At 41.0% G+C, this 25,058-nt stretch carries 26 protein-coding genes; 1 reads left to right on the forward strand and 25 read right to left on the reverse strand.

Translation table 11 applies throughout. The features are described from left to right. Nucleotides 1-136 precede the first annotated feature (136 nt). From EIZ39_RS25035 to EIZ39_RS25075, 9 genes are all read right to left on the reverse strand, one after another. On the reverse strand, nucleotides 137-622 hold the full coding sequence (locus EIZ39_RS25035; RefSeq protein WP_129204100.1) for a hypothetical protein: 486 nt from the start codon (nucleotides 620-622) through the stop codon (nucleotides 137-139). 286 nt (nucleotides 623-908) lie between these two features. Then, the gene (locus tag EIZ39_RS25040; protein ID WP_129204102.1) at nucleotides 909-1,136 is read right to left on the reverse strand and encodes a DUF1450 domain-containing protein; all 228 of its coding nucleotides are present in this window, start codon (nucleotides 1,134-1,136) and stop codon (nucleotides 909-911) included. Nucleotides 1,137-1,268: 132 nt separating this feature from the next. Further along, a complete protein-coding gene (locus EIZ39_RS25045; RefSeq protein WP_129204104.1) occupies nucleotides 1,269-2,552 on the reverse strand; it encodes a metal-dependent hydrolase family protein in 1,284 nt (427 codons plus the stop codon). A 131-nt stretch (nucleotides 2,553-2,683) separates the two neighbouring features. Then, complete coding sequence (locus EIZ39_RS25050) at nucleotides 2,684-2,941, reverse strand: hypothetical protein (RefSeq protein ID WP_129204106.1); 258 nt, start codon at nucleotides 2,939-2,941, stop codon at nucleotides 2,684-2,686. Between the two features lie 75 nt (nucleotides 2,942-3,016). Then, nucleotides 3,017-3,922 carry a fumarylacetoacetate hydrolase family protein gene (locus tag EIZ39_RS25055; protein ID WP_129204108.1) on the reverse strand — a complete coding sequence of 302 codons (906 nt, stop codon included), beginning with the start codon at nucleotides 3,920-3,922 and terminating at the stop codon, nucleotides 3,017-3,019. A 61-nt stretch (nucleotides 3,923-3,983) separates the two neighbouring features. After that, the gene (locus EIZ39_RS25060; protein ID WP_129204110.1) at nucleotides 3,984-4,763 is read right to left on the reverse strand and encodes an alpha/beta fold hydrolase; all 780 of its coding nucleotides are present in this window, start codon (nucleotides 4,761-4,763) and stop codon (nucleotides 3,984-3,986) included. 240 nt (nucleotides 4,764-5,003) lie between these two features. Further along, nucleotides 5,004-5,708 (reverse strand): FadR/GntR family transcriptional regulator, encoded by a 705-nt coding sequence (locus EIZ39_RS25065; RefSeq protein WP_164985333.1) that lies wholly within the window; start codon nucleotides 5,706-5,708, stop codon nucleotides 5,004-5,006. Nucleotides 5,709-5,818: 110 nt separating this feature from the next. After that, a complete protein-coding gene (locus EIZ39_RS25070; protein WP_129204114.1) occupies nucleotides 5,819-7,111 on the reverse strand; it encodes an ATP-binding protein in 1,293 nt (430 codons plus the stop codon). Between the two features lie 154 nt (nucleotides 7,112-7,265). Continuing rightward, nucleotides 7,266-8,255: a DUF3231 family protein gene (locus tag EIZ39_RS25075; protein WP_129204116.1), complete on the reverse strand. Its 990-nt coding sequence runs from the start codon at nucleotides 8,253-8,255 to the stop codon at nucleotides 7,266-7,268. Between the two features lie 225 nt (nucleotides 8,256-8,480). On the opposite strand from EIZ39_RS25075, the gene EIZ39_RS25080 reads away from it, so the two are divergent. Then, entirely contained in the window at nucleotides 8,481-9,185 is a 705-nt protein-coding gene (locus EIZ39_RS25080) for a pirin family protein (RefSeq protein ID WP_129204118.1), read from the forward strand. Nucleotides 9,186-9,254: 69 nt separating this feature from the next. Here the strand turns inward: EIZ39_RS25080 and EIZ39_RS25085 are convergent, their stop codons facing one another. The 16 genes from EIZ39_RS25085 to EIZ39_RS25165 all read right to left on the reverse strand — a co-directional run bounded on the left by EIZ39_RS25085 (nucleotide 9,255) and on the right by EIZ39_RS25165 (nucleotide 24,857). Then, nucleotides 9,255-9,794: a DUF3231 family protein gene (locus EIZ39_RS25085; RefSeq protein WP_129204120.1), complete on the reverse strand. Its 540-nt coding sequence runs from the start codon at nucleotides 9,792-9,794 to the stop codon at nucleotides 9,255-9,257. Between the two features lie 117 nt (nucleotides 9,795-9,911). Continuing rightward, on the reverse strand, nucleotides 9,912-10,802 hold the full coding sequence (locus EIZ39_RS25090) for a fumarylacetoacetate hydrolase family protein (RefSeq protein ID WP_129204122.1): 891 nt from the start codon (nucleotides 10,800-10,802) through the stop codon (nucleotides 9,912-9,914). A gap of 12 nt (nucleotides 10,803-10,814) precedes the next feature. Further along, nucleotides 10,815-11,420: a class I SAM-dependent methyltransferase gene (locus EIZ39_RS25095; protein WP_129204124.1), complete on the reverse strand. Its 606-nt coding sequence runs from the start codon at nucleotides 11,418-11,420 to the stop codon at nucleotides 10,815-10,817. Between the two features lie 17 nt (nucleotides 11,421-11,437). Then, complete coding sequence (locus EIZ39_RS25100) at nucleotides 11,438-12,139, reverse strand: SprT-like domain-containing protein (RefSeq protein WP_129204126.1); 702 nt, start codon at nucleotides 12,137-12,139, stop codon at nucleotides 11,438-11,440. Nucleotides 12,140-12,277: 138 nt separating this feature from the next. Continuing rightward, on the reverse strand, nucleotides 12,278-12,982 hold the full coding sequence (locus tag EIZ39_RS25105) for a response regulator (RefSeq protein WP_129204128.1): 705 nt from the start codon (nucleotides 12,980-12,982) through the stop codon (nucleotides 12,278-12,280). Beyond that, on the reverse strand, nucleotides 12,979-14,577 hold the full coding sequence (gene dcuS, locus EIZ39_RS25110; RefSeq protein WP_129204131.1) for a DcuS/MalK family sensor histidine kinase: 1,599 nt from the start codon (nucleotides 14,575-14,577) through the stop codon (nucleotides 12,979-12,981). Before dcuS ends, EIZ39_RS25105 begins: the two co-directional genes overlap by 4 nt. A 72-nt stretch (nucleotides 14,578-14,649) precedes the next feature. Continuing rightward, entirely contained in the window at nucleotides 14,650-16,269 is a 1,620-nt protein-coding gene (locus EIZ39_RS25115; protein WP_129204149.1) for an SLC13 family permease, read from the reverse strand. Between the two features lie 243 nt (nucleotides 16,270-16,512). Continuing rightward, the gene (locus EIZ39_RS25120) at nucleotides 16,513-17,580 is read right to left on the reverse strand and encodes a glycosyl hydrolase family 18 protein (protein WP_129204133.1); all 1,068 of its coding nucleotides are present in this window, start codon (nucleotides 17,578-17,580) and stop codon (nucleotides 16,513-16,515) included. A 147-nt stretch (nucleotides 17,581-17,727) separates the two neighbouring features. Then, a complete protein-coding gene (gene mqnE / locus EIZ39_RS25125) occupies nucleotides 17,728-18,825 on the reverse strand; it encodes an aminofutalosine synthase MqnE (protein WP_129204135.1) in 1,098 nt (365 codons plus the stop codon). 145 nt (nucleotides 18,826-18,970) lie between these two features. Further along, nucleotides 18,971-19,423 carry an N-acetyltransferase gene (locus EIZ39_RS25130; protein WP_129204137.1) on the reverse strand — a complete coding sequence of 151 codons (453 nt, stop codon included), beginning with the start codon at nucleotides 19,421-19,423 and terminating at the stop codon, nucleotides 18,971-18,973. A gap of 45 nt (nucleotides 19,424-19,468) precedes the next feature. Next, a complete protein-coding gene (locus tag EIZ39_RS25135) occupies nucleotides 19,469-19,906 on the reverse strand; it encodes a GreA/GreB family elongation factor (RefSeq protein ID WP_164985334.1) in 438 nt (145 codons plus the stop codon). A 198-nt stretch (nucleotides 19,907-20,104) separates the two neighbouring features. Continuing rightward, nucleotides 20,105-20,800: an aspartate/glutamate racemase family protein gene (locus EIZ39_RS25140; protein ID WP_129204141.1), complete on the reverse strand. Its 696-nt coding sequence runs from the start codon at nucleotides 20,798-20,800 to the stop codon at nucleotides 20,105-20,107. A gap of 45 nt (nucleotides 20,801-20,845) precedes the next feature. Then, on the reverse strand, nucleotides 20,846-21,022 hold the full coding sequence (sda, locus tag EIZ39_RS25145) for a sporulation histidine kinase inhibitor Sda (protein WP_164985335.1): 177 nt from the start codon (nucleotides 21,020-21,022) through the stop codon (nucleotides 20,846-20,848). A gap of 74 nt (nucleotides 21,023-21,096) precedes the next feature. Continuing rightward, nucleotides 21,097-22,251, reverse strand: a complete 1,155-nt coding sequence (locus EIZ39_RS25150; protein ID WP_129204145.1) for a C45 family autoproteolytic acyltransferase/hydrolase — start codon at nucleotides 22,249-22,251, stop codon at nucleotides 21,097-21,099. Nucleotides 22,252-22,431: 180 nt separating this feature from the next. Next, nucleotides 22,432-23,796 carry a M20/M25/M40 family metallo-hydrolase gene (locus EIZ39_RS25160; RefSeq protein WP_240675941.1) on the reverse strand — a complete coding sequence of 455 codons (1,365 nt, stop codon included), beginning with the start codon at nucleotides 23,794-23,796 and terminating at the stop codon, nucleotides 22,432-22,434. A 377-nt stretch (nucleotides 23,797-24,173) separates the two neighbouring features. Beyond that, nucleotides 24,174-24,857 carry an SOS response-associated peptidase gene (locus EIZ39_RS25165; RefSeq protein ID WP_129204147.1) on the reverse strand — a complete coding sequence of 228 codons (684 nt, stop codon included), beginning with the start codon at nucleotides 24,855-24,857 and terminating at the stop codon, nucleotides 24,174-24,176. Between the last annotated feature and the right edge of the window lie 201 nt (nucleotides 24,858-25,058).

Here is a 25,058-nt window from a genome sequence, read left to right on the forward strand (position 1 = left end):
AAAGTGTCCAAACTTAGGGGGCTAAGCCGTTTTAGGGTACTTAAGAGAAAAAAATTCCCCTATTCTCAGCTTTTTAAAGCCTTTTTCGAAAATAAGGGGAAATTTTACGCTTATCCATCTTGCTTGCCAGTCACTCTCACTTATCCCAAACAAGATCATCTATTTTCCAACCTTTATCCGTGTGCACAAAGGTAATGATTTCCCTGTGTGGAGCATACAGTCCATCGCCGATGTGATTGATCAGTTTTACCACACGTAAGTCCTCCGTTGTCTTCAATTCAGAGGATTCTTCATAGATAGTATTGATGAAAGAACCCTCCACCAACTCGCCACCTTCGTAAGCAAAACTCCATTTATCCCCTTCTTCTTTTAAGTTCCCGGTGCCCAAAACGATCTTATCGATATAATGGTTCGTATAATATTTTTTAAAGTGATCATAGGATTCTTCCCTCGTGCGAGGCTCCGCATAGAAAGAGTAATCAAGAAGACTTGCCTGTTGTATCATTTGAAGCGCTTCTTCGAGGGAAAGTTCCACCTGCTTGCTTGAAGTTTGAGCACTGCAGCCCGCGAGAATGACCGTAAGCCAAATAAGTAAATGAAACAGCTTGCTGGGCATCTTCATTTTCATCACCCCTTTTCCAATTATCACTATTGAAGGACGTAAATTTTTACTAAAATGTTTCAAAAAACAAAAAAACTTGGCGTTAACCAAGCTTTTGTTAAAATCTGAACACTAATATCCATATTTTTTAATGGGATTTCTTCCCCGAACTCGAGTCTTTTGAGCTATTCTAGCCGTATAAGACGACTCTCTTTGATTTTTTATATCTTCGTTCGTCTTAGTTTGATCCGCTGAAGTAAAAACCTTCTCATCCCTTTTATTCACTTGCTTAACGACTCCATTCTAACTACTCTAGCCTCTCTAGAATTCTTTCCATAAACTTGGCTTCATCCTTATCCATGACAACCTCGCGATTAACGATAGCAACATTCAGCTTTTCACAAAAAACGCATAACTTCATACAGGATGTTGGATGTATCGAAACCTCCATCTCTTTGTCCTCAATCTGAGCCCTCATCATTTTTTCAGATTGCCCTATTCGATTTCGAAAACAATAAAGTATCGTCATTGTCATGTGTGACCTCTTTGTTCATTTTGGTAAATGTGAAGAAAAAGAGGGTTGCCCAAAAATGTCGCAAAACCGACTCCTAAGGGGCACCCTCTTAAAATAGTCTTAATGTATGTGACCTAAAAAGCCTCTTTCCCCCTAAACTGCTGCGCGTTCTTCTAGGTGGCTGACCTCTAGTGTACGAACAACATACTCTCCATCTTTTAGGATGACGTTTAATTTGCTATGATTTTGTAAAACGCTGATATCTTCTAACGGGTTCCCATCCACAACAAGAATATCTGCCAGCTTTCCTACTTCAATTGTTCCAAGCTGGTCTTCCATCTGCATAATTTGACTGCCATATTTGGTAGCGGATACAATAGCATCCATAGGAGTCATGCCTACGAGTTTGACAAAGTGCTCCAGATCGCGAGCATATTGACCGTGTGGACACCATTTAAACCCATAATCGCCTCCCGGTAAAATGCGAACCCCTGCTTGATAGAGTCTATGCATATTACGAAGAGCAATTTCCAAACCTTCTTCATAGCCCGTTGCAACTATCGCCTCTTGTCCAAAATACTCAGCCCCGTGTTCAAGAGTAGAGACAAGCCAATTCAAGGCTGGTACGACGAATAGGCGATCTTTATTATCGACTAGCATGTCAAAGGCTTCATCATCAATAAAATCCGCATGACCGATAATATCCACTCCGGCTTGTACACATATTTTGACAGAGTCAGAAGATCTAGCGTGAACATAAATTCTTTTTCCACGAGCATGAGCTTCCTCGACTGCCGCTCTAACCTCTTTGTAAGTGTAGAGTGTCATCTCGCCTGTAGCATGAGCCGTTAAGCTCTCTCCGCTAACATTAAGCTTGACGAGATCTGCTCCTTCTTTAAATAGACTTCGAACTACTCGTCTTACTTCATCTTCACCATCAGCAAGGAAAGATAGTCCGTGCACCCTAACATGGTTAGGATGAAGATCAACAAAACTTCCTGTTGCTGAAACTTCTGCTCCGTTTGCCATCATACGAGGACCTAAGATCTGCCCACGATTAATAGCATCGCGCAGTGCAATATCAACACGACCCCTAGCAGCCGCGCTTACGCAAGAAGTAAAGCCACTCTTAAGCATCGTTTCAGCATTTTTTATTGCTCCAATCATGGTCTCCTCAATCGGTTTAAAATCAATATCCTGTATATAGATCGAATCCTGCCAAGTAAAATGAGTATGGGCCTCTGTCATCCCTGGCATAATCGTCTTACCTTGTAAATCCAGGATATCGATCTCACCTGGTGAATAGGTATCAGGCACCGAAAGGTTGTTTCCTATCGCTGTAATCTTATTCCCTTCAATTAAGACATCGACTTCGTGTCTTGCTTCCGCACCCGTCCCGTCAATCAGCATACCATTCTTTAACAATTTAGCTTTCATCTTATGAAACCCCTTTCAAAGTTTGGTATTTAATATCTTCTATGTTCAACACTCGTTTAACCAAAAACAAGTTTCATAACCTATTAAACATTTTTTACTTATTAAATATTCTGAATTTATGAGACGGAAATTTATGAATTAAAGAACCCTTCCAAGCCATTGTCCACTCGAACAGCAGGCACTTGTTCATCCCACTCGCATGCGACGAGATTATCACATTTAACGTGAAGCAAGTCCATTTTCCTATGCTCATCAAAATACGTTTTTAGAATGCGGTAGCTGGTATATTTGGGTAGACAGTGAGGACAAAATCCCTTAGAGATCGCTTCTAATTGTTTTTCGGTGTAACTGATGGTATTTCTTGCTAACAACGCTTTATCCAACATCATCTATCGCCGTCCTTCCTGTATTCTTATAAGAGAGGAGAGACTTTTATCTCCCCTCGTCAATGTAAAAGGGCCAAACTAGGAAACGATATTTCTAAGCACCCCAAGTTTCTCTATTTCAACTTCTACCGTATCCCCTTCCTTCAGGAACTTCGGAGGTTCAAAACCGAGCCCAACCCCTTTCGGTGTCCCCGTGGCAATAATATCTCCTGGCTTGAGGGTAATACCGGCAGATAAAGTTTTTATGATTGTTGGGATATCAAAAATGAGAAGTTCCGTATTCGAACTCTGTCTGACTTCCCCATTCACTCGGCATTGAATATCCAACTTGACTGGACGATCAATCTCATCTTCCGTAACGAGAAAAGGTCCCATCGGTGCAAACGTATCTAAACTCTTCCCTAGAAACCATTGGCTATGTTGTTTTTGAAGATCACGAGCAGAAACATCGTTGATAATGGTGTAACCGAAGATATAATCATAGGCTTCCTCTTCCTTAATGTTTGTTCCTTCTTTACCAATTACAATCGCTAATTCTGCTTCATAATCCAGTTTACTGGTCACATGAGGATGACTGTAGATTTTCTGCTCCGTCCCGATCACTGTAGTTGTGGCCTTCGTAAACACAATCGGATACTTCGGAAGATCATTGGCTTCCTCCATAGCTGTTGTATATTCAAGAGCATGTTCTCTATAGTTGAGTCCAAGACAAATAATGTCTCTCTTGGGTGTCGGAATAGGAGCTTGAAGGATTACTTCTTTAAGCGGGATGACATAACGGTCATCCCATTCTGTTTCTTTCTCATTGATTTCTCTGAATCTATCCATTGCTGTTTGACTTTCAATCACTTCTAGAAGAGTGGCTGGTAAAGTAGATTGGGAATAAATCACTCTCTCCGCTTCTACCACGTCTACGATAGAATCTCCTTTTGCCTTAAATCCATATTTCAATCGCCCGTCATGTAAAAAAGTTGCAAGATACATATACATTCTCCTCTGCTGTACTCTTGTGATCGTTCAGGTGTAGATGGAATGCTAGTCCAAACTAGATGGTATGATAAAACTTGAGAAGCGCACGGTTCACTTCATCTGCTGATTCAAGGGTTGCCCAATGTCCACAATTGGGAAGCACGACTAATTCAGCATTAGGGAAGTTCTTATAAAGAGCCTTAGACATAGCCAACGGCGTTGTCTTGTCCTCATCCCCTACGATGAGCAATACGGGAACACTCACTTCCTGATGTTTGATGGATCTCGCATCTGCCAGTGCCCTACATAAGGCTGCATAACCTTCTGGATCGTTACTTAAAAGCAGAGACCGAACCATCCCCAGCATCGCTTGATTGGAATGTTTCGTATACGAGGAAAAACCACCCTCTAATATTGCATCCGCAACAGCCTCCATCCCCTTCTCTCTAACCACCGTGGAACGATCACCTAAGGCCTTCCTTGCTCCTTCCGGTGGCTCAGTAAATCCGCCCACTAGGGTCAAACTCTTCACGGCCTCTGGATATCTCACAGCGAAATGTTCGACAATTAATGTCCCCATCGAATGGGCGACAAGGTGAGCACTCTCAATGGACTCATTGTCCAAAACAGACTTAAGGTCTTCAACTAGCAAATCAATAGAGTACTCAGGCGGGTGTACGTCCGTCTTGCCCGCTCCACGAAGATCATATGTAATCGTTCGCATAGAACGTGAACACACATTCACCTGGCTATGCCAGATGTTTAGATCTCCTCCTAGTCCATGAACAAATACAACCGCTTCCCCTGATCCTCTTGCTTCCACATTCACTTGAAAATCCCTAATTTGTTTTTTCATAAACCCTCCTATGTATGGATAATCTCTTTTTTATAGATCTAGAAACAGATAAAAATTTATTAAACTATTCATTCACTCCTTACTATTCTATATTTTCTAATAAATATTATTATATTATTATAATACTTATAGAGTTAATTTTTGTCAACAGTTCAAAACATAAATTTACAAAAAACAAAAAAATCCCAAATTCAATAAGAATTTGGGATTTAATGCTGAAAAAATATAGATTTATTGGATTTAGTCTTCCGTTTGTGTTAGGATGATCGCTAGTTCTTCTTGCAACTCATACATCTTTTGATATGCAGTTCTCTCATCCTTACTAGAAATTGCAATCAGAACATCCTTATGTAGCTTTAAATATCTTTCCGTCGTGTCTGGCATGTTATTCATACTGGATATAGTCATATAACGATACTCTAATTGTGCTTTGAACAGCATCTGCATCATATTAACGAGAAGCTCATTATTTGAGGCATCATAAATACTCTTATGGAAATAGTAATCCGTTTCAGCCCAAGCCTCTTTATCACCTAAAGACTTCTCTAACTGATTGTAACAATAAGTCATATGCTTGATATCTTCTTCTGTTGCATGCTTAGCTGCTAGTTTAGCAGCCACAGGCTCCACGGCCAATCCAATTTCATTTAATTTAAGTAAAAAGTTTCGATTAAGTCCTTCATTAGACGCCCAAGTTAATACATCCGCATCCCACCACTGCCATTCTGATCGAGGACATACAATCGTCCCTAACTTTGGAACCGACTTGACTAGTCGTCGCGTAGCCAAGGCCTTGTAAGCTTCACGCACCACGGTCCGGCTCACCCCATGGATTTCACTTAACGCTTCCACCTTGGGCAACGTATCCCCTGGTTTTAAATCGCCATTAATGATTTGTTTTCCAAGCTCATGTATTAATTGATCAGTTAAGTTGTAAATGGCCACAGTCATTTCCTCCCAAGCAAAAACGAACCTATCTTCTTTCTTTTTTTATTTTTCTATAAATAATATTATATTATGGTTCCACTCTAAACCTGTCAAGAAATGAAACCCTTCTAGCCCACTAATTCCTCCTTCTCCTCTGTTGTATCCACTTCTACTATTGGTAAAGCAATATAAAAGTTCGTCCCTTCCTCTACTTTACTCGTGACTGTTAATTTTCCGTTCATCATATCAATAATTCTCATCGCAGCCATCATACCAAGACCCGTTCCTTCTCTTCCCTTCGTTGTGAAGTAAGGTTCCCCAATACGTGACAGCTGCTCCTGTGTCATGCCTTTTCCCGTATCCGATATAACAATAATAAGCTCAGCTTTCTCCCGTTTTGTCTGGATGGATAACTTCCCGCTATCAGGCATCGCTTCGATACTATTCTTTGTCAGGTTTAAAAGGCATTGTTGAAAAAACTGCGCGTCCCCCTCTACATAACAGGGTTCGATACAAGTCGTGATCTCGATACTGTTCATGTTCGCTAAAGGGGTTATGATATTAATGGCTCTATGCAATTCTTGTGACACATCCAAGAGACCAAAGTTTTCGGGAGCAGGTTTAGCAAAAGTTAAATAATCTCGTATAATCTCATTCGCTCGGTTAATTTCTTCAATACAAATCCCTATAAACTCTCTCCTCTTAGCTTGAGGAAGTTCTGTTTGTTCCATCATTTGAAGAAAGCCTTTTATAACGGCTAAAGGATTACGAACTTCGTGTGAAATGGAGGAAGCAAGATGACTGACAACATCCAACTTCTCCGCCTTAAGTACTCGTTGGTTAATTAAGATGGTCTCCTGAAACCATTCGTAGGTATAAAGAATCGCTGCTGTGGTCGCTATTGTAATGGTAAGATACATAACAATAAACGCTCCATTAAGCGGAACATCAAATAAAAAAATAGAATTACAAATGGCAAATAAGGTGATGCCTGCTGATAGAGCGGTTCCTATCATGATTTTTTTTATCTTCGAATACTGATGGAACCTCTTAGCTGCAAAAAATAAAAGGAATAAACTGAAAATCATCACAATCAGACTTGCAGAAGCTCCAAGGCCTCCGACCAAAAAACGATAGATTACAGTAATTATGGCTAAGATCATACCAACCTTAAACCCACCATATAAGCCGCCTATGATAAGGGCAATTAATCGCAAGTCAAAACTATATCCTTCAATAATCGTGATACGAAACGATATACAACTAATAATGGCTATACCTGCCGTGAGGGTGATTGCCCATTTTTTCTTGTAAGAGTCATACGATGTAAATTTACCGTTATTTTCTATTAAGAAGGGAATAAATAATAAAAAAACAATGAGGAAAAGCACATTTAATAATAACGAGTCTAGACCCTCCAAGATGAACCTCCTCAATCGTGTGATAATATACCTCTACAATAATCTATTTACTTAATAATTGGTATATATTTCTTATTTAGCAGCCCACTACACCAGACTAAACCTGGAGCAAAAAAAATAACCAAAAGGATAGTCTACTAGAGGTTACCTTTGGTTATTCTGTTATTCTTGCCATGGGATGCTGATCTAAATATCCTCTTTTAACCATATGATTCATCGTATCCTCAGCATACTTTAGGGTTTCCGTCATTACTCTCAAGAAATCTGAACCAATGTCCCTTCTGAGTACGGTTGAAATTGCCACTCCATAACGGCCCGCTGTAGCCGAGAGCATGACGGCCGACTTAAACAAGATTAATTTCTCTGAAAATGGGGAAATGGAGGCATCGGTTAGTTCATTCTCCCATGTAGGAAATTGAGGCATCCCACTCTCCATTAACCGATTCCGAAATAATTCGAGATGCTTGTCCATTATTCTTGCCCCGCGTAAAAAATGGTCTGCCAACTTTCCTTCCTTGATCAGTTCAAATTGAGCAAAACTCTTAAAGAATACGGATAAGACTACGGTGGATTGAAAATTAAGTTCCAGATTGAATAACTCAGTGGTATTCAAATCTCTATTTCCCTCAAATATGCCAGCAGAGAATAGGAATGAACTCTTCACCTTTTCAACCGTTTCAGGGAATGGTATATGTAAGGGATGGTGTAAGCCCCGCTTATAGAGAAGCTCCAAAATCATATTAAGCAGCTTGCTTCCATCCACCATTTGTTTCTCATAAAAAGCCCGAATATCTGGTCGAGTAGCAGCCCCTAGTGACATCGTATTGACAACCAGTGCATCTTGAACCAGTTTCCTCTTAATAAGGATAATCAGGTCATCGGAATACACTTTAGGCCCCTTCATATCTACATCTTCTTCAGTAAAACCTTGCGGAAGCGGATGGTTAGCATTAATGAAGACAGAAGCAGACATGTCCACTCCTTCTTGAGAAATCTGTGTAGCAAAAGCCAGCATATTTTTAACATCTTTATCGGTGACATGAGCCATCATATACCTCGATACATGCGATGTCATCGTCTCTGTTAAATAGGTGTTCCAAAGACTCAAATTTTCCGATGCAGTAAGAGTGAGGTTGCTTGTCATTGTAAGTGAATACCTCCGCCAGGGAATCTAAGTATATCTTCTCCTAAACCGAAGAATTCAATAAGCAATCCTTACCACTCAGCCAAAACAAACTTGACAGAAGCAAGTGCGACAAATTATTATACAAAAGAATAGTTTTATAATAAAAAGTAAGTAAATATAAAAATGTATATGTACTTAAGACTCATTTCTTTGGAAAAAATAAAGGAAAAATAGGAGGACATAATGATAACCGTATACCCATCAGAAAATCGATATAGCGCCAATCACGGATGGCTTAAAACATCACATAGTTTCTCATTCGGTGAATATTATGACCCTAACAACATGAACTTTGGTCCTCTTCGAGTGCTGAATGATGATTTTGTTGCCCCAAATCAAGGCTTCGGAGCTCACCCTCATCGCGATATGGAAATTGTCTCCATTGTATTAAAAGGACAATTAAAACACCAAGACAGCACAGGGGGATCAGAAGTTCTTCGTCCAGGGGAAATACAGCGGATGACCGCCGGAAGTGGCGTCGTACATTCTGAATTCAATCCATCGGAAACCGAGGAAGTAAACTTTTTACAGTTGTGGTTTATGCCTGAGGAAAAAGGCCTCACCCCTTCTTATGAGCAAAAAGCATATGATCAGGAAGCCATGAAGAACCAGTTGCTTCCGATTGTATCTAAACAAGTCCAATCAGAGAATACGGCTTATATCAACCAAGATTTAACTCTTTACCTCTCCGATGTAGAAGCCGGACAGTCCCTTAGCTTTAACCAAGAACTAAACCGAAAAATCTTCTTCTTCGTTATTGATGGGGAGGTCACCTTAAACAGAGAAAACCAACTAAAGAAACGCGATTCTGCAAGAATAAGTGAAATAACTGAACTGAAAATTGAAGCAAATACTAATGCAAAAATCATGTTAATTGATCTACCTTAATCTCATTTTTGGGGTAGTTTTTTAGAAGGATGGCTTACCGTCATCCTTCCCCACTAATCCATCATCATTTTATACTCCTGGTGGAGCATACGCTGGAGGGATCTTCGCCCAGCCTCTCTTCCGCATTTTGGTTTTTAATGTCATTCCGTACGCTAAAGTTTCATTCAAAAACTGAACCCACATAACCCCAACATCGGTTCTAACACACTGAGCAGCCGCTGTACTTGCGTTTGTGGACATCGCAATCATCTTAAGGGCAATTCCGTTCGCAATCTCATTATCGGTCAACTTCACGCCTAATGGGATTTCTTTAGGGTCCGTATAGGGTTTGGGCTCGGATACGGGTGGTAAAGAAATTCCTTCTTTTCTCATTAATTGTTCAAGTTCTTTCGCGTGATCACTACATAGCTTGATGGCATCTTGGATCATTCCTTTAAGCTCATCGTCCGTCGTGGTATTCAGCGCAGCTTCTTCAAATGATAGGGCTTCCTTTACAATTCCGTAGTAGAGCCAACAATAGGATGCTTCAATTATATTTATTGGTAACTTGGGCTCATCATCTACAATCGTATTAAACATACTTCTTAGAACTTCAACATAGTTAGGCATATTCTCACCGCTTCTCTATCTGAATTGTTTTTTTATTAGTTTGCTTACAGTAGAGTAAAATATCCCAATTGCTACAGATTAATATTGAAAAAAAAAAAGACAGCTAAGCTGTCTAGATTATGACTCCTTTAAATCTCGTACCGTGTTTGTCAGTCTTCCTAACCCCTCAATCTCGATGGAGACCTCGTCCCCCTCTTTTAGCCATTCACGCTCAGATTCCTCATATCCTAAGATGACCCCTTCTGGAGTTCCTGTTAAGATCACATCACCTGGCTGGAGCGTAAAGTGTTTAGAAATATAACTGACAATCTCGTCACAGTAAAAAATCATATCTGAGGTATTGGAATTCTGGCGAACCTGTCCGTTTAACGTAGTTTGAATCTTCAGATTGTTAGGCTTAGGAATTTCATCCTTACTCACCAAATATGGGCCTATAGGACAGAATCCGTCCGACGTCTTTCCGAGCAACCATTGCGAACTTTTCATCTGCCAGTCACGCGCAGATACATCGTTCGCCGTAGCATACCCATAAACGTAAGAAAGAGCATCCTCTTTCTCTACCATTTTTGCCTCTTTTCCTATGATAATGGCGAGCTCCGCTTCATAATCCAACTGCATAGCTCCGTCTGGTATGTAAATATCCCCAAGATGACCGTTTAGCGCGTTGTTATATTTACTAAATAGAATGGGTTGGGCAGGTATGGCCATTTTGGATTCCTCTGCATGGCGACGATAATTTAAGCCAACACAAATAATCTTTTGCGGTTCGGTGACACATGGGCCCCATTCTAGAGTCGACTCATCAAGGAATTCAAGCTCCTGATCTTCGGCCGATAACAACAGATCTACAATCTCCTGAATTGAATCTCCCTTTTCAATCCATTCTTGTACCGTTATAGGTCCATTCACCCCAAGTTGTACCATCCTTTGTTCTACGTCGAGAATTCCCTTGTCCGTTTTAAGTCCGAGCTTCCACTTCTGACCTTCTTTAAACGTTACCGTTATCATATTCTACGCTCCTTATGTCCTTGTTTTTCTCAACACCCAGTTGGTCATCGTTCTCTGTTCGTGTACCAGTACACTTTTAATCGGTTCAATAAAGCTTCCTTGCAATTGATCCGTCAACTGAATAAGTCTATGAGCATCTACTAAGAATCGTTCTGTCCCATCAGGTAGGAGATACCTACCTCCCCCAAGAGGGATAATCTCCTTTTCTATCCCGATGGTGGATGCTAATCTAGCAAACCATAGTCCTCCAGGTTTAAGCCTTTCCCATAACCCATTAACCAACTGTAAAAAATGATCTTCGCTATGTGCAAAATGGAGAACTGCATTACAAATCACCGCATCAAAATAGTTTGCTGGAAAGGATAAATTTTCAATCCCTTCCACTCGAAAATGGTCGGCTGGTGCCCACTTTTCCGCAATTCTACGAACGTGATCCATATTTTTTGGATTAGAATCGACCCCATACACCTCAAAGGAGTTTTGTAAGAAATACATCAAATTGCGCCCAGTCCCGCATCCTGCATCTAAAATACGGCTCCCTGGAATAAATCGTCCTTTTTGAATTTGGTCAAATAAATAAATATCCATGTTCCCATAATCCCATTCGGGGGTTGTCATGACTTTTCACCTCTTTTTTACTTTTCCACTTCCACTCTCCAGCCATTAGGAAAAATCAAAAGATAATTGCCGAACTCTAAAGGACTCTTGCAGCACCGACTTTTTAACTTTTCTTTCTGTTTTTTCTCTAATCCTGTATAAGTCCGGCAAGAAGAGCAAAAAGTCTCAAAACCCTCATGCATTGCCATAGCAAATAAAGGTGCATGAATTCTTTGACATTCCCGTTTGAATTCCACATCCTTGTCATCAAACGGCTTTCCTTCCATAAAAAGATGGTAATGAGCAAGCTCATGCTTTAGTGTCCCGATTACATGCTGGGCTCCGAATTGATTATACTGCCACATGCTTTGCACAATGCGCAAGGGTTTTCTTGTTCGTTTATCAAATGAGAAATACCCTGCAGCATTTTTTAAAGTTTTATCCCATTCAATCGGAATCTTGCATGGACGTCCAAAATAGGTGAGGCTTAACTGATTGCCAATCCAATCTAGCTCTTTATCACTGCTTGTATCAATACTTCTAATGGATCGTTCCGCAAACATAGAGGGATGGGAGCATTCTTTGGCAATTTTTTTCGCTTGCTGCTTAAGCTGGTTAATCCAGTCCTTCGCTTCTTCATGAGTCAAGTCAGCTAACCAAGAACCCGGCGCCTCTCCTACCTCTAGCAAAAGCGAATACAATGTTTTCATCATCAGTGCGGTCGGTTTATGATTGTTCATGTTTGATATTTTAGTAGAGCACGCCCAAATTTACAACCGTGACCTCCAAACTCCTTTCGACATAGGCTATGGATATATCTCGATTTGCCCAGAAGAAAGGAAGATCAACCATGCAGTTTTTCTAAGATGGCTTTTTCTTCAGATATAGTCTTTTATAACTTCCTTTTTGACTTCGTGGACTTGGTACTTATAGATGGGTCTGCCTACCGAACCATAGATTAACTGCATGTCCAATACACCTAGATCGACCAAGAACTGCAAATACTTACGTGCGGAGACCCTGGATATTCCGGCTTGTTGAGCAATTTCTTCCGTTGTAAACAGCCCGCCTTGCAGCTCCTCCATTTTTCCCCACATGGATTGCAGTGTGATTTTGGATATGCCTTTAGGTAGTTCATTGGCACCTTGCACTGGCGATTTATACAGTACATGCTGGTCTAGCTCTTCTTGACTAAGTCGCTTTTTGTCCATAATTCTTAGGCTTTCTTTATACGTCAGCAGCGCCGCCTCAAATCGATCAAACTCAAAGGGCTTGATTAGATAATCAACCGCTCCAAACCGGAGCGCTTTCTTTACTGTTGGGATATCGCTGGCTGCGGAGATGACGATGATATCAATTCCTATCCCCATTTTGCGTATTTGGGCCAGGAGATCCAATCCGTTCTTCCCAGGCATAAAAATATCTAGTAAGACGAGATCGATATCATCATACTCAAGAACCTCAAGCGCCTCAGAGAACGAACGAGCCACAGCCGTTAACTCAAATCCCTGTAATTTTTCTAAGTAATGCTTATTAATCTCGGCTACCATGGGATCATCTTCTACAATTAGAATCTTGATCATTCCTTTACCTCATCCCCTACCAAAGGTATTTCCACCGTAAAACGTGTTCCGCTCTCCCTATTTGACTCCAACTTTATCCTGCCACCCAACTGCTCAACGCTCCGACTAACAAGGAATAGACCAATTCCTCTGTCTTCCTCACCCTTCGTCGAAAAGCCTTTCTCCAAAATTTGTTCTTTCATTTCTTCAGGAATTCCTGACCCACTATCCCATACATCGATGTGCAATAATCCATCTTCTACAAGGCATAAAATTTCAACCCGCCTTTCTTTCTGCTCTTCTACAGCCTCGAACGCGTTGGTCAAAAGATTACCTGCAATGGTAATCATTTCATGAGTCAATTCTGATCTATTTAATTCAGGGAGAAACGAATCACTCATGAGGGTAAGATCGATTCCTCTTTCCCTAGCATGGGCCAGCTTCCCAAGTAAGAATCCGGCGATGACTGGATCTTTTATTTTACTCATGACATGTCCCATCTCTGATTGCTGATTATTGGTAATGTCCTGAATATATTGCTTTAGTTTATCGTAAAAACCAATGTGGATCATTCCTAGCACGACATGCATCTTATTCATAAATTCATGAGATTGCGCTCTTAGGGCTTCAGCATAAAGTTTCACACCAGACAGCTGCTCGGCCATTAATTTCATTTCCGTCATATCACGAAACGTGGCGACCGCACCGACATTCACTCCATTGACAAGCCATGGCACACTATTGACGAGAACACTGACTCCTCTAAGATGTTGTTCTTGGTCATATCTTGCCTTTCCTGTAACTAGCACCTTCAACAACTCGGAGTGAGGAACGAGGTCCTGGATGTGTTTGCCTAATACGGATTCTTCTACTCCTGCCTGCCGAAAAAGTCTGATTGCTTCCTCATTAACGAGGGTAACAACTCCGTCCGTGTTAACAGCCATAACTCCCTCTCTAACCGACTGAAGCATCACATTCCGTTCTTCTAATAGCTTGGCAATTTCAGTAGGTTCCAGCCCATATAATATCCTTCTAATCCGTCTAGCTAAAACCCAAGCACCCACAAGACCAACCACCCCCCCAAGTCCAATCCCTAAAAAGACCGTCATTCGGCCCTCTGCTATTGCCGATTCCACCTCAGCGAGCGTGATTCCTACTGCTACGGCTCCAACCTGCTGACCATTTGGGTCAAAAATCGGACTGAAGGAGCGTAGTGATAATCCCAGTGTTCCTTGGGCCACAGAGGTATACTCCTCTCCCTGCAAAACCCTGTTCTCATCTCCGCCGACAAACGGCTCCCCAATTTTTTCCGGATCAGGATGCGATTTTCTGAGTCCCTCCATATCCATGACAACTACAAATTGCACATCTGTACCACTCAGAATATGATTTGCAAAGTCTTGAATAGTAGAAGGGTCACGTTGACCCGTTAAAGCCTCAACCACATGAGGAGAACGCGAGACCACCCTCGCAATATTTTTGGCCTTCTCCGCCTGGATCCCCTCCGCGTAACCCGCTATTTTTTGACTGACTAATAAATTGGTAACCAAAAGAGCCAAAATCACCACAAAACAAACTAAAATCACGATTGTGGTTTGCAAACTCCACTTTCGCATCGCTTATCTCCCTTTTCTTTATAGTACAAGAAAATCGTTGCACTCTAGGAGTACAACGATTTATCTTCGCATCTATTTGAATTCACTTGGGAATACAGTCAAGTTAATATCCAAGATTGCTGGTAAAATTAGGTACACCGCACCTACAATCAACACAATAGCAAAGATATTAATCCAGAATCCTGATCTGACCATCTCAGGTATTGTGATCTTTTCAGTCGCATAAATAATCGCATTCGGAGGCGTGCCCACTGGGAGCATAAAGGCACAGTTTGCCGCCATAGCAGCTGGGATCATCAATGCAAAAGGATGTACACCAATGGCTAGAGCTAGCGATGCCAAGATCGGTAAGATCATGGTCGCTGTTGCAGTGTTTGACGTGATCTCCGTCAAGAATAAAACCAACGCCGTAGTCAGAAGAACAATGAGGATAAAGTTCATGCCTTCAAGTACAATAAGCTGTTGACCAATCCAGTCAGCTAAGCCTGTTTCTTTAAAGCCTGAAGCAATCGCTAGTCCTCCACCGAAGAGTAACAGAACTCCCCATGGAAGCTCACGGGATACATTCCAGTCCAACAGCTTACCACCCTTTTTAGAAGGGATCAAAAACAGCAGAACCCCTGCCACGATAGCAATCATCGTATCACTGATTCCAGGGATAATATCCACCCATAAGAATGTTCTGGATATCCACATAAATGCTGCAAATAGAAAGACGGATAATACCGCTTTTTCTTCAAAGCTCATAACTCCAAGTTTATTGCGCTCTTCATCAATAAGCTTCTTCCCGCCTGGAAGTTCCTTAATCTTCACAGGAAACGCCACATTCACGAGATAAACCCAAGTAAAGAAGATCAAGATCAAAGCAATCGGTGCAGCAAAAAACAACCAGGAAGCAAAGGAAATCTCAACGTTATATAATTTTTGAATAGTTGCCGCCAAAATGATATTCGGAGGAGTTCCAATTAACGTCCCAAGACCACCAATCGTTCCTGAAAACCCAATCCCGAAAATAACCGCTTTCTCAAATGTCTTTAATGAACCGCTTTCACCTTGCGCCTTCTTAACACTTGACATCGCTTGATAAGTGATGGCCGTACCGATTGGGATCATCATCATAACGGCTGCTGTATTTGACACCCACATGGATAGAAAACCTGTAGCAAGCATAAAGCCTAATACAATTCTTTTTGGACTCGTACCGATGATCGAAACGATAATAATGGCGATACGCTTGTGCAAATTCCACTTTTCCATGGCCATAGCGATTAAAAATCCACCCAAGAAAAGGAAGATAATCGGATCACCATAGGATGAAGCTACATCGGACCCACCGAGACCGTTTGTAATCGGTAACAGGATCAATGGCAGTAGAGACGTAGCCGGGATAGGAATCGGTTCCGTTATCCACCAAACCGCAATCCACAAGGTAGTAGCGAGAACAGCTCTTGCACTGGCCTCTAAACCTTCAGGCGAAAAGAACATTAAGGTCAGGGCAAATAAAAGCGGACCCAGTATCAAACCAATTAGTTGAGAAGGTTGATAGGGCGGCTTTTTCCCTGGTGAGTTTTCATCATTCACCTCAACAACCTCTGATGAAGTCTGCTTTGGGTTTCGTGCTGCCGAAGAAAAGAATAATAGCTGCTTTACTTTATGATGAGCTTCCCAGCTCATATTCCATGCTTGCTTCATAATGGATTTTTCCACTTTCAATCCCCCCTGTTTATCTTTTGTAAGCGATAGCAAGCTTATGAATATTTGTCTTTCTCACAGTATAATTGAATTTTTTGTGACATTGATATTTTGAACTTAAACTAATTGTTTTGGTCTTTTTGGTCATGAACAAAACCAAACGGCGTGGAGTAGATAACAGGAGTGTTTCCGTTTTTTAGAGATTTGAGTCTTAAAATGCAAAAATAGGCGGAAATTTTCCGCCTATTTTGCTAATCCCAAACCCACCTGCCCAGGGTACTTCACCCCGGGTTCTAGCGCTGTCTCGGTTTCCGTCTTCAACATCTCCCAAATCCGGGGATCTTCTTGACCAATCCTCCAACCTCCCCAACCAAGAAGTTGATATTGCTCGACAAGTTCAATTCTTTTCATGAGACTATCCGCATCATCAATCCAAATCTCATACTCTAAACCCGTTTCTTTATCTGTAAACTTTGCAAATGTCGTCTCGTAGGTATCGTCCCATTCCAAATAAGCGTCATTCTTACGGACAAGATCATCCGCTTGATCAAATGTGAATGGCTTTCCCTTGCTTTCTTCCGTCCAGTACCTGCCGAAGAAGGGAATCCCTAATACAAGCTTTTCTTTTGGGATTTTACCAGTTAGATAGCGAATCGTCGCTTCTGTCCAGGCTAATCCCGCTTGAGGCCCAGGTGATCCACCTAGCCAATGTTGCTCATAGGCCATAATAAATACTTTATCTACCAACTGGCCAATCGTCTCAAAATCATAGGAACCAAACCAGCCGTGAGTCGAATCGTATTGAACGGGCGCTACCGCGATGGACACTGTTTTACCATGAGGTCGAAGACGCTCAACTAAGATTTTCAGGAACTCTGTTTGCTCCTGTCTGTTATGTTCACTTAAGTTTTCAATGTCAAAGTCTACTCCATCAAGGTTATGCATTAACACCGCATCCGCCAATTGTGTGGCTAGTTCCACTCGATTCTGCATCGCGATTTGCCCTAATTCATAGTCCCAATGGTTGCTAATGAAAGGTGTAATCTTATATCCATTCTCATGAGCAAATTTTACAAAGTCAGGGTCCACATGATCTACTAGATTGCCATTAGCATCAATATCAAAATAACCTGGTACCAGAGTACCTACTTGATTGTTCGTAATAGAGAGCTGTTGAATATAAGTTTCAGTGGATCCTCCATATAAATAGATCATATTATTTATATTTGGGGCAGACTGCGCCTGAACTCCTGTATCGAACGGAAGAAGGAGAAGCATCATCATGATCCATCCTAGGATTGCTTTTTTCACACAGATTCTCCTTTCAATTCTACTAAGCTATCAAAATTGTAACAGAATCAAAGGAGAGATCTAACTGGAATCCGTTGGAATTTATTTTCCAGACACAAAAGAGAGCAAGGCTCTTTTTTTTGCCTTGCTCCAAATGGATATCATGTATTAATATACTTTAATTTCGTTATAATGGGTGTCGCGTTCAACAGGAATTCGTCCTGCCCCTTGAATTAACCACACTAATTCATCGCGAGTAAGTCCAGCAGGTGTAAGTGCACCAGCTGAGTGGCTGATTCTTTCTTGAATGATTGTACCATGCACATCGGAAGCCCCAAAGGTTAAAGCCATCTGGGTTAATTGAGTACCAATCGTAATGAAATAAGCCTTAATATGTGGGAAATTATCTAGCATCAGTCTGCTAATCGCCATCGTTCTTAAATCATCAAAAGCGGAAGTTCTTCTTTTGATCCCTGCGCTTTGACTAATTGGTTGCACAGCAAGAGGAATGAAGACTTGGAAACCATTGGTTTCATCTTGCACTTCTCTTAGGCTCAACATATGCTGAAGTCGTTCTTCCTTCGTCTCGATAGAACCATAAAGCATCGTTGCTGGAGTCTTTAGTCCTTTTAGATGAGCTTCACGATGAATCGAGAGCCATTGCTGGCTTGTCGCTTTTCCTACATTCATTTTTTTGCGGTATCTTTCCGTAAGGATCTCTGCACCGCCTCCAGTTAAGGATTCTAAACCTACAGCAATTAACTTGTCCAATACCTCACCTGTAGTCAGACCGCTAATGCGGGAGAAAAACTCAATTTCTGCTGCTGTATAAGCTTTCAAAGCCACTTGAGGATAATGCTCTTTAAGTACGCGCAAAGATTCTACATAGTACCCAAAATCCACATTTGGATTATGCCCACCAACGATGTGGAACTCACGGATATTGGGATTGAAGGTTCGTTCGAGCTGATTAAGCATGTCCTGCCCGCTTAAAGTATAAGAACCTTCTTCACCTTGATCTTTACGGAAATTACAGAAAGCACAGTGCTCTTCGCACACATTGGTGAAATATAAGCTCATCGTTTCGATAAAGTAAACTTTCTTGCCATTTCTTCTTAGGTTTACTTTATTCGCGAGTTGTCCAATTGTTAACAGATCATCGGTTTCATACAGAAAAAGACCGTCTTCTAATGTGAGACGTTCTCCATGCTCAACCTTTTCGGCAATTTCAGCCATGCGTTTATTCTCGATAGATAAAACAGTCATATAGCTCTCCTTTTATCGTCATCTGAATGATCATTGATTTTAACATGATAAACTTATTTTAACATTATAGAAGAAATAATTCTCGTTATGAAACGTTTTTCCAGCAAATCATAATAAACGAAGACAAGCACCCCTGCACAGGGTGCTATACCTCTATAGTATCCTCCAATTTAACCCAGGTCATCAAAAATTCTTCTTGTGATGTTGCTTCATCGATAAGCTCTTCTCTAATATTAAAACCATTTTTCCTGTAAAATTCAACTGCATTCGAATTCTTTTGATAAACCTTGAGCTGAACAGCATCATACTTTTCCTTAATAAAGGCTAATATTTGTTTCCCATAACCTTTCTTCTGTTGAGACACATCAACAAAGAGAGCTGCCAAATATTGATCAACCATCGATACAAAACCTGTGACATTCCTATTCTCATCCTCAAGAATATAAGTCATGGACATGGGCAAGTATTGTTCCAACATATCCTTTTTCCCAGCTTCCCAATACTCTCGCTCAATAAAGTCATGGGCCTGAATAGATCCCCGATACCAAATGTCCACTACCGTATTCATATCCTCTGCTCTCATAGGTCTTATCATCATGATTGATCTCCTCCTTCTATATCATATAGTAAGACGAGATAACCCCTAACAATATTGCTTGAACTCAATGTCTTTAATCGTTACCGCCACCTCAGCAAGCGGTGTAGTTAAAGTTAACGTTTCGCCTACTCCTCTTAACAGCAACTGTCTTCCGACAGGAGAAAGAAAGGAGACATGTCCATCATCTGGATTGGAATGATCAGGGAAACAAATAGTGAATTTTTCTTCCTCATTTTCCTCATTATAGAGAATAGAAACCTCACAACCTATATACACCGTATCCATCTTGGGAGAAAAACGATTATCGAAGTCTCTTAAAAAACTTTCTATTTTTGTAATATATCGACCAAAGAAATCATAATCTTTTTCTTTTCCTCGTGTTGCTGCTAAATAAAGATTAACAAGTTCTATTCTATTCTCATCAATAAAGATAAGCTGCTTAACTAGGCTCCTTCTCAGCGGATGATTCATACTAAGGTTCATCGTAGATACACCCCTTTCCATCCACTTTCTTGCAAAACAGTTTGTACGCTTCCATTCAAATCTCCTCCTAAATATAAAAAATGAGAGCCACATACATGGAACTCTCAAACCTAGTATACTTCAATAATTGTCAGAACTTTTCGGTAAAAAAACAGAAAAAACTCCTTTTATTCGTGAATAATCACAACCGGGTCCTTTTTAACTCTCTAACGCAAACTCTACCGCCTGAACGGCATGGATATACGTAGTATCAAAGACTGGAACCTCGCAATCTTCCTGCTTAATCAACAACGTGATCTCCGTACATCCGAGAATGATCCCTTCGGCGCCCTGTTCAATCAAATGTTGTATCACCCTTCTATATTCTTTCTTTGAACTCTCCTTAATCTCCCCACGGCACAACTCTTGATAAATAATCTCATGAATCATATTCCTATCTTCATCCCCAGGGATGATAACTTCGAGTCCATACCTTTGTTCGAGTCTTTCCTTATAAAAAGGTTCTTCCATTGTAAAGCGCGTAGCTAATAAACCAACTTTCTTCAATCCGTTATTTTGAATGACTTGTCCTGTGGCATCCGCAATATGTAAGAATGGAATACCAATATTTGACTCAATCTGCTCTGCTAGTTTATGCATCGTATTGGTGCAAAGAAGAATAAAATCTACTCCTGAGTTTTCGAGTCTCCTCGCAGCGTCTTTGAGCTGCTCAGCAGCCTCGTCCCATTTTCCATCAAACTGCAGCTGTTTGATCGGTTCAAAATCAAATGAATACATCATACACTTGGCGGAATGTAAGCCACCTAATCTCTCTTTCACCTCCTGGTTTAGTATCTCATAGTACAATTTAGAAGACTCCCAACTCATTCCTCCAATTAGACCTATAGTCTTCATCTATCATCCCTCCTAATCATTTCATAGGTAAAAGAAAAACATCCCTTAGGATGTTTTAATCTCATTATGATCTATGGTGATATCTTCTGTTAATCCTCGTCTCCGGATCTCTTGGACATACTCTTGAATCCATTCTGGTTCTAACTTTAAAAAAACGGCTACACGACATGATGCTAATAGTGTCTCATCATTTAATGTTCTAACAAAACGAGTCAACCCCACCAACAGCACCACCCCATAAGATAGATTTATCCCCATTATAGGATAAAAGTCCTGTTTTGGGAAGACATTCCAATTTACTTGTTTAACATATTATATTCTACCCATTGATTGACATTATTTCTAGATAACTCGTAACATTTATACTCATATTGATCTGGAGGACCCATGGCGATCCAAGCCCGACCCTTGCTAGGTTTAGCGACAAATGAGGCAAAGGTAATAATATCCGGAGCCTTATCTCCAGGTGATTGCATGCCTTCATCTCCATGAATCTGGCATAAACAATGAGGATAACTGGTACGATCCCGACAAATGTCTTTCATTACTTCCACATTAATTTTCCCATGATTTTGAGAGAGTAAGGTATACATCTGTTTAATTCGGACCTGAGAGTTTTCCAACTCAATCCCCATCAATCTTTCCTCTTCTAGCAATTCCTCTGCAACAATATGATTAGAGTGAGCTAGCAACCCATTAGTGGGCTCAATCCTTCCTGTACGAGTTGGCAGGGTTTCTAGATTGGCCATTCCTCCATGAGAATCTAACATAATAAGGTTCCTCGAAGAAGCCCGATGCACTCTCTCTACCATCGTTACGGCCTCTTCTACCGTTCCGCAAGTTAAGGCTAAACGAGATAACATGTATCTCGGAAAACCCAATCTCCAGCCTTCACAGGTGAGAAAGTTTGCAAAGACTCCCATACCTAAATCGTTAATACCAATATAAGATACCTGGCCTGCTGGCGTTAGCATTAAACAAGCAGGACCATTGTCAGGAATAAGTTCAATTACCACACTTATGTCTGTATAAAAGGCTGGAAGGTCCGCATTCTGCCCAACTAACGGAATTCCATCTGCTGTCGCTTCACCCGCAACGGCAAACGTCGTGCATTCATTGTGTTGGATTTGGAAGATTTGATTGAGCTCCGCTCTGACTTGAAGAAGATAAGCCTCACCTAGGGAGATACCCGCCCCCTCTGCAAGGCCTTGAATTTCTTCGTCTAAAAAGGGGGCATACTCGAGTACGTAAGAACGATATTGCAGAGCTGCTTCCTCTACTTGTTGTTGTGTCGCTACATTGAACTTGGACTTTAATCGTATCATCACTAACTGGAGATGTTGTAAGATCAAATCCCTACACACCTCACCATATTGTCGTCCGATCTCGCGATGAGTTCCTTTAAATTGATAAAAAGGAAAGCTCTTATTTGATCTTTCTATCTGATCCATACGTAACTACCCCTCTCCATTCTATAACGGGAAATGACAGGCTGCGTATTGATTCATCCCCTGCGGGAGCAGCTCAGGTGATTGCGTTCTGCATATTTCTTGAACATATAAACAACGGGTATGAAAATGGCAACCCGTTGGCGGATCAGCTGGGTAATACGCTTCCAACACATGTAGTATCTATGCCAGATCATGAATGACCGTAGCCGCCATTTTAATACCCTCCACGTAATCACGAATAAAGATATTCTCATTCGGTGCATGTTTTCTTGAATCAGGATTGCCTACTCCAAACCCCACAGCAGGAATCCCTAATTGCTGACACAGGTTATACATCGGGCCAGAACCAGGGTTCATAATAATGATACGAGGCTCAATCCCATGCAACTTCTTCGTCGCTTCAATTACCTTCATGACTAGAGGGTGTCCTGGATCGGTTTTTGCAGCATAGGACCCTTCTCTTGCAATAATCTCTATATCACTGAAGCCATGGCGATCTAAGTGCTCTCTTAAAAGTTGAAGAATTTCTTTCGGCACCTGATTAGGAACAAGTCGAAAATCAATCTTTACTCTAGCCTCAGAAGGAAGCACCGTTTTGGATCCTTCGCCTGTATAACCGGAGTGAATTCCACAAATGGTACAAGTCGGCTGAAACATTAACTTTTCTTTCAATTCTGTTCCTTTTAAATTTAAAACAAAGTTCTTCAAACCCAAGCGATTCAATGTCTCTTCTTCTTCGAACTCCATCTTTTCGAGAATCTGTTTTTCAACTTCGTTTGGCTTTTGCACTTGATCATAAAATCCGTCTATCAAAATTTCCTCATTGGCGTTTTTCAATGTGTTCAGTGCCCAGATGAGTCTCCATGCCGGATTTTCAATGATGGCCCCATTAGAAGAATGTAAATCTACATTTGCCCCTTTGGCTACTAGTTGAACATATAATATTCCTTTATTTCCAAGCTTAAGTTCAAAACTACCATCTTCGTTCTTGATGCCATTTTCCCAGATACACAGGTCTGCTTTAAATAGTTCCGGTTGAGTCCTTGCCAACTCTTTTATTTGTTTACTTCCCGATTCCTCTTCTCCCTCAATAATAAACTTAATGTTTATAGGAAGTTGCCCATATACCTTTTGGTAAGCATGAACCGCACAAATACGAGCCATTAAAGCTCCTTTATTATCGGCAGCACCACGAGCAACTAACTTCCCCTCTTTAATCTCGGCTGCGAAAGGGTCACAGTCCCACATTTCCATGGGATGTTCCGGTTGAACATCATAATGGTTATAAAAGGAAAGCGTCCTTTCCTTCTCCTCATGGATTTTTCCATAAACAATCGGGTGGCCTTTGGTTTCTATTAGATTAGCTTTGGCACCTATATCCTGCAAATACATTTTCACAAGGTGAGCAGCCTCTTCGATCCCCCGATTTTCAATTGAAACACTCGGTTGTCTACATAAGTTCTGCAGCCACTCGATGTACATCTCTTTATTTTCTTCAATAAAGCGGTACACACGCTCCACTACTGTTCCCCACTCCTTTAACATCCACTTCTCGTTGTTCTTGTTCTGCGTCTACCTTCATTCTTCTCCCTCATTCCGGAACGGGGATAAACCAATGTTTAAAACTAAACATTCTTGTAATTGGATTATACCCCCTCTAATTCCATAGGTAAAATTAATTTCACCGTCGCAAATCAGCAGCTAAATGGAGAGAGGCCTTGCTATAGACCCTTTCTTCACACTCTTCACTTCATACATGTTAACAGTCGTGCTGATCACATACTCTGGACGTGGTTGGTTTTTCTTTTCTCGATGCCCTTGGATTTGTACATCACTCTTCTTTCATGATATTCATTGTCAATGGATTATTGAAATCCTAACAAAAAAGGCTATTCTCAATAGAATAACCTTTACAAGCCCAACTAGTACAACAGTTCCACTCTTTCAATACATTCAGGTGAATCATTCCTTACATTTCCTACCACAGATGAAACAGGATAGCTAACCATGTCTCCCTCAGGATAAGGCCTAAGCAAACTCATGACTTCTTTTATCTCCGTATTATGGCGGTCCAGCCATTTCTGCTCATCTTGTTTTTGAAGAATGGCTGGCATTCTGTTGTGTACCTCTGCGATTAGGGAATTAGGGGAGGTCGTAATGATCGTACATGTACTTACTCTTTGCCCATGATCTGGATGGATCCATATATCATATAGGCCAGCAAAGCTAAAGACGCCCCCCTCCTTAAGCTGAAAACGGATAGGTTGCTTTTTACCATTCATAGTTTTCCATTCATAAAAGGAATCAGCCGGAATAATACACCTTCTTCGATCTACTAACTTCTTAAAGGAAGCTTTCTCCAATAAAGATTCTGCCCTAGCATTGATCATCTTCCCGGCCATGCTTTCATCCTTTGCCCAGGATGGAACGAGCCCCCATCTTAGACGTCCCAGCCGATTTTTCTCTCCATCATTCACCACTGCCATAATCATCTGCATCGGAGCAATGTTATATCTTGGCTTGGGCTTAGGCGCTGCCCACTCCTCAATCAAGTATCTCAACAACAGTTCCCCAAAATCACCTGTCAAGGTAAATCTTCCACACATTGAGCCCCCTCCACTTCCCTAAAGCTTTTAACGGGAGAAATTCCGCTTATTTTCTGAAATGACGCTTTTAGAGGTAAAATAAGGGGAGCAATTCCGCCTACCACTTGTAAAACTCATATAAATAAGCATTTTAAGCAGAATAACGGAAAAAAATCCGCTTATTTTAACGTTTTCGGCTTAGCCCCCTAAGTTTGGACACTT

Origin of the sequence: Ammoniphilus sp. CFH 90114 (assembly GCF_004123195.1) — a bacterium.
Classification (GTDB): domain Bacteria; phylum Bacillota; class Bacilli; order Aneurinibacillales; family RAOX-1; genus YIM-78166.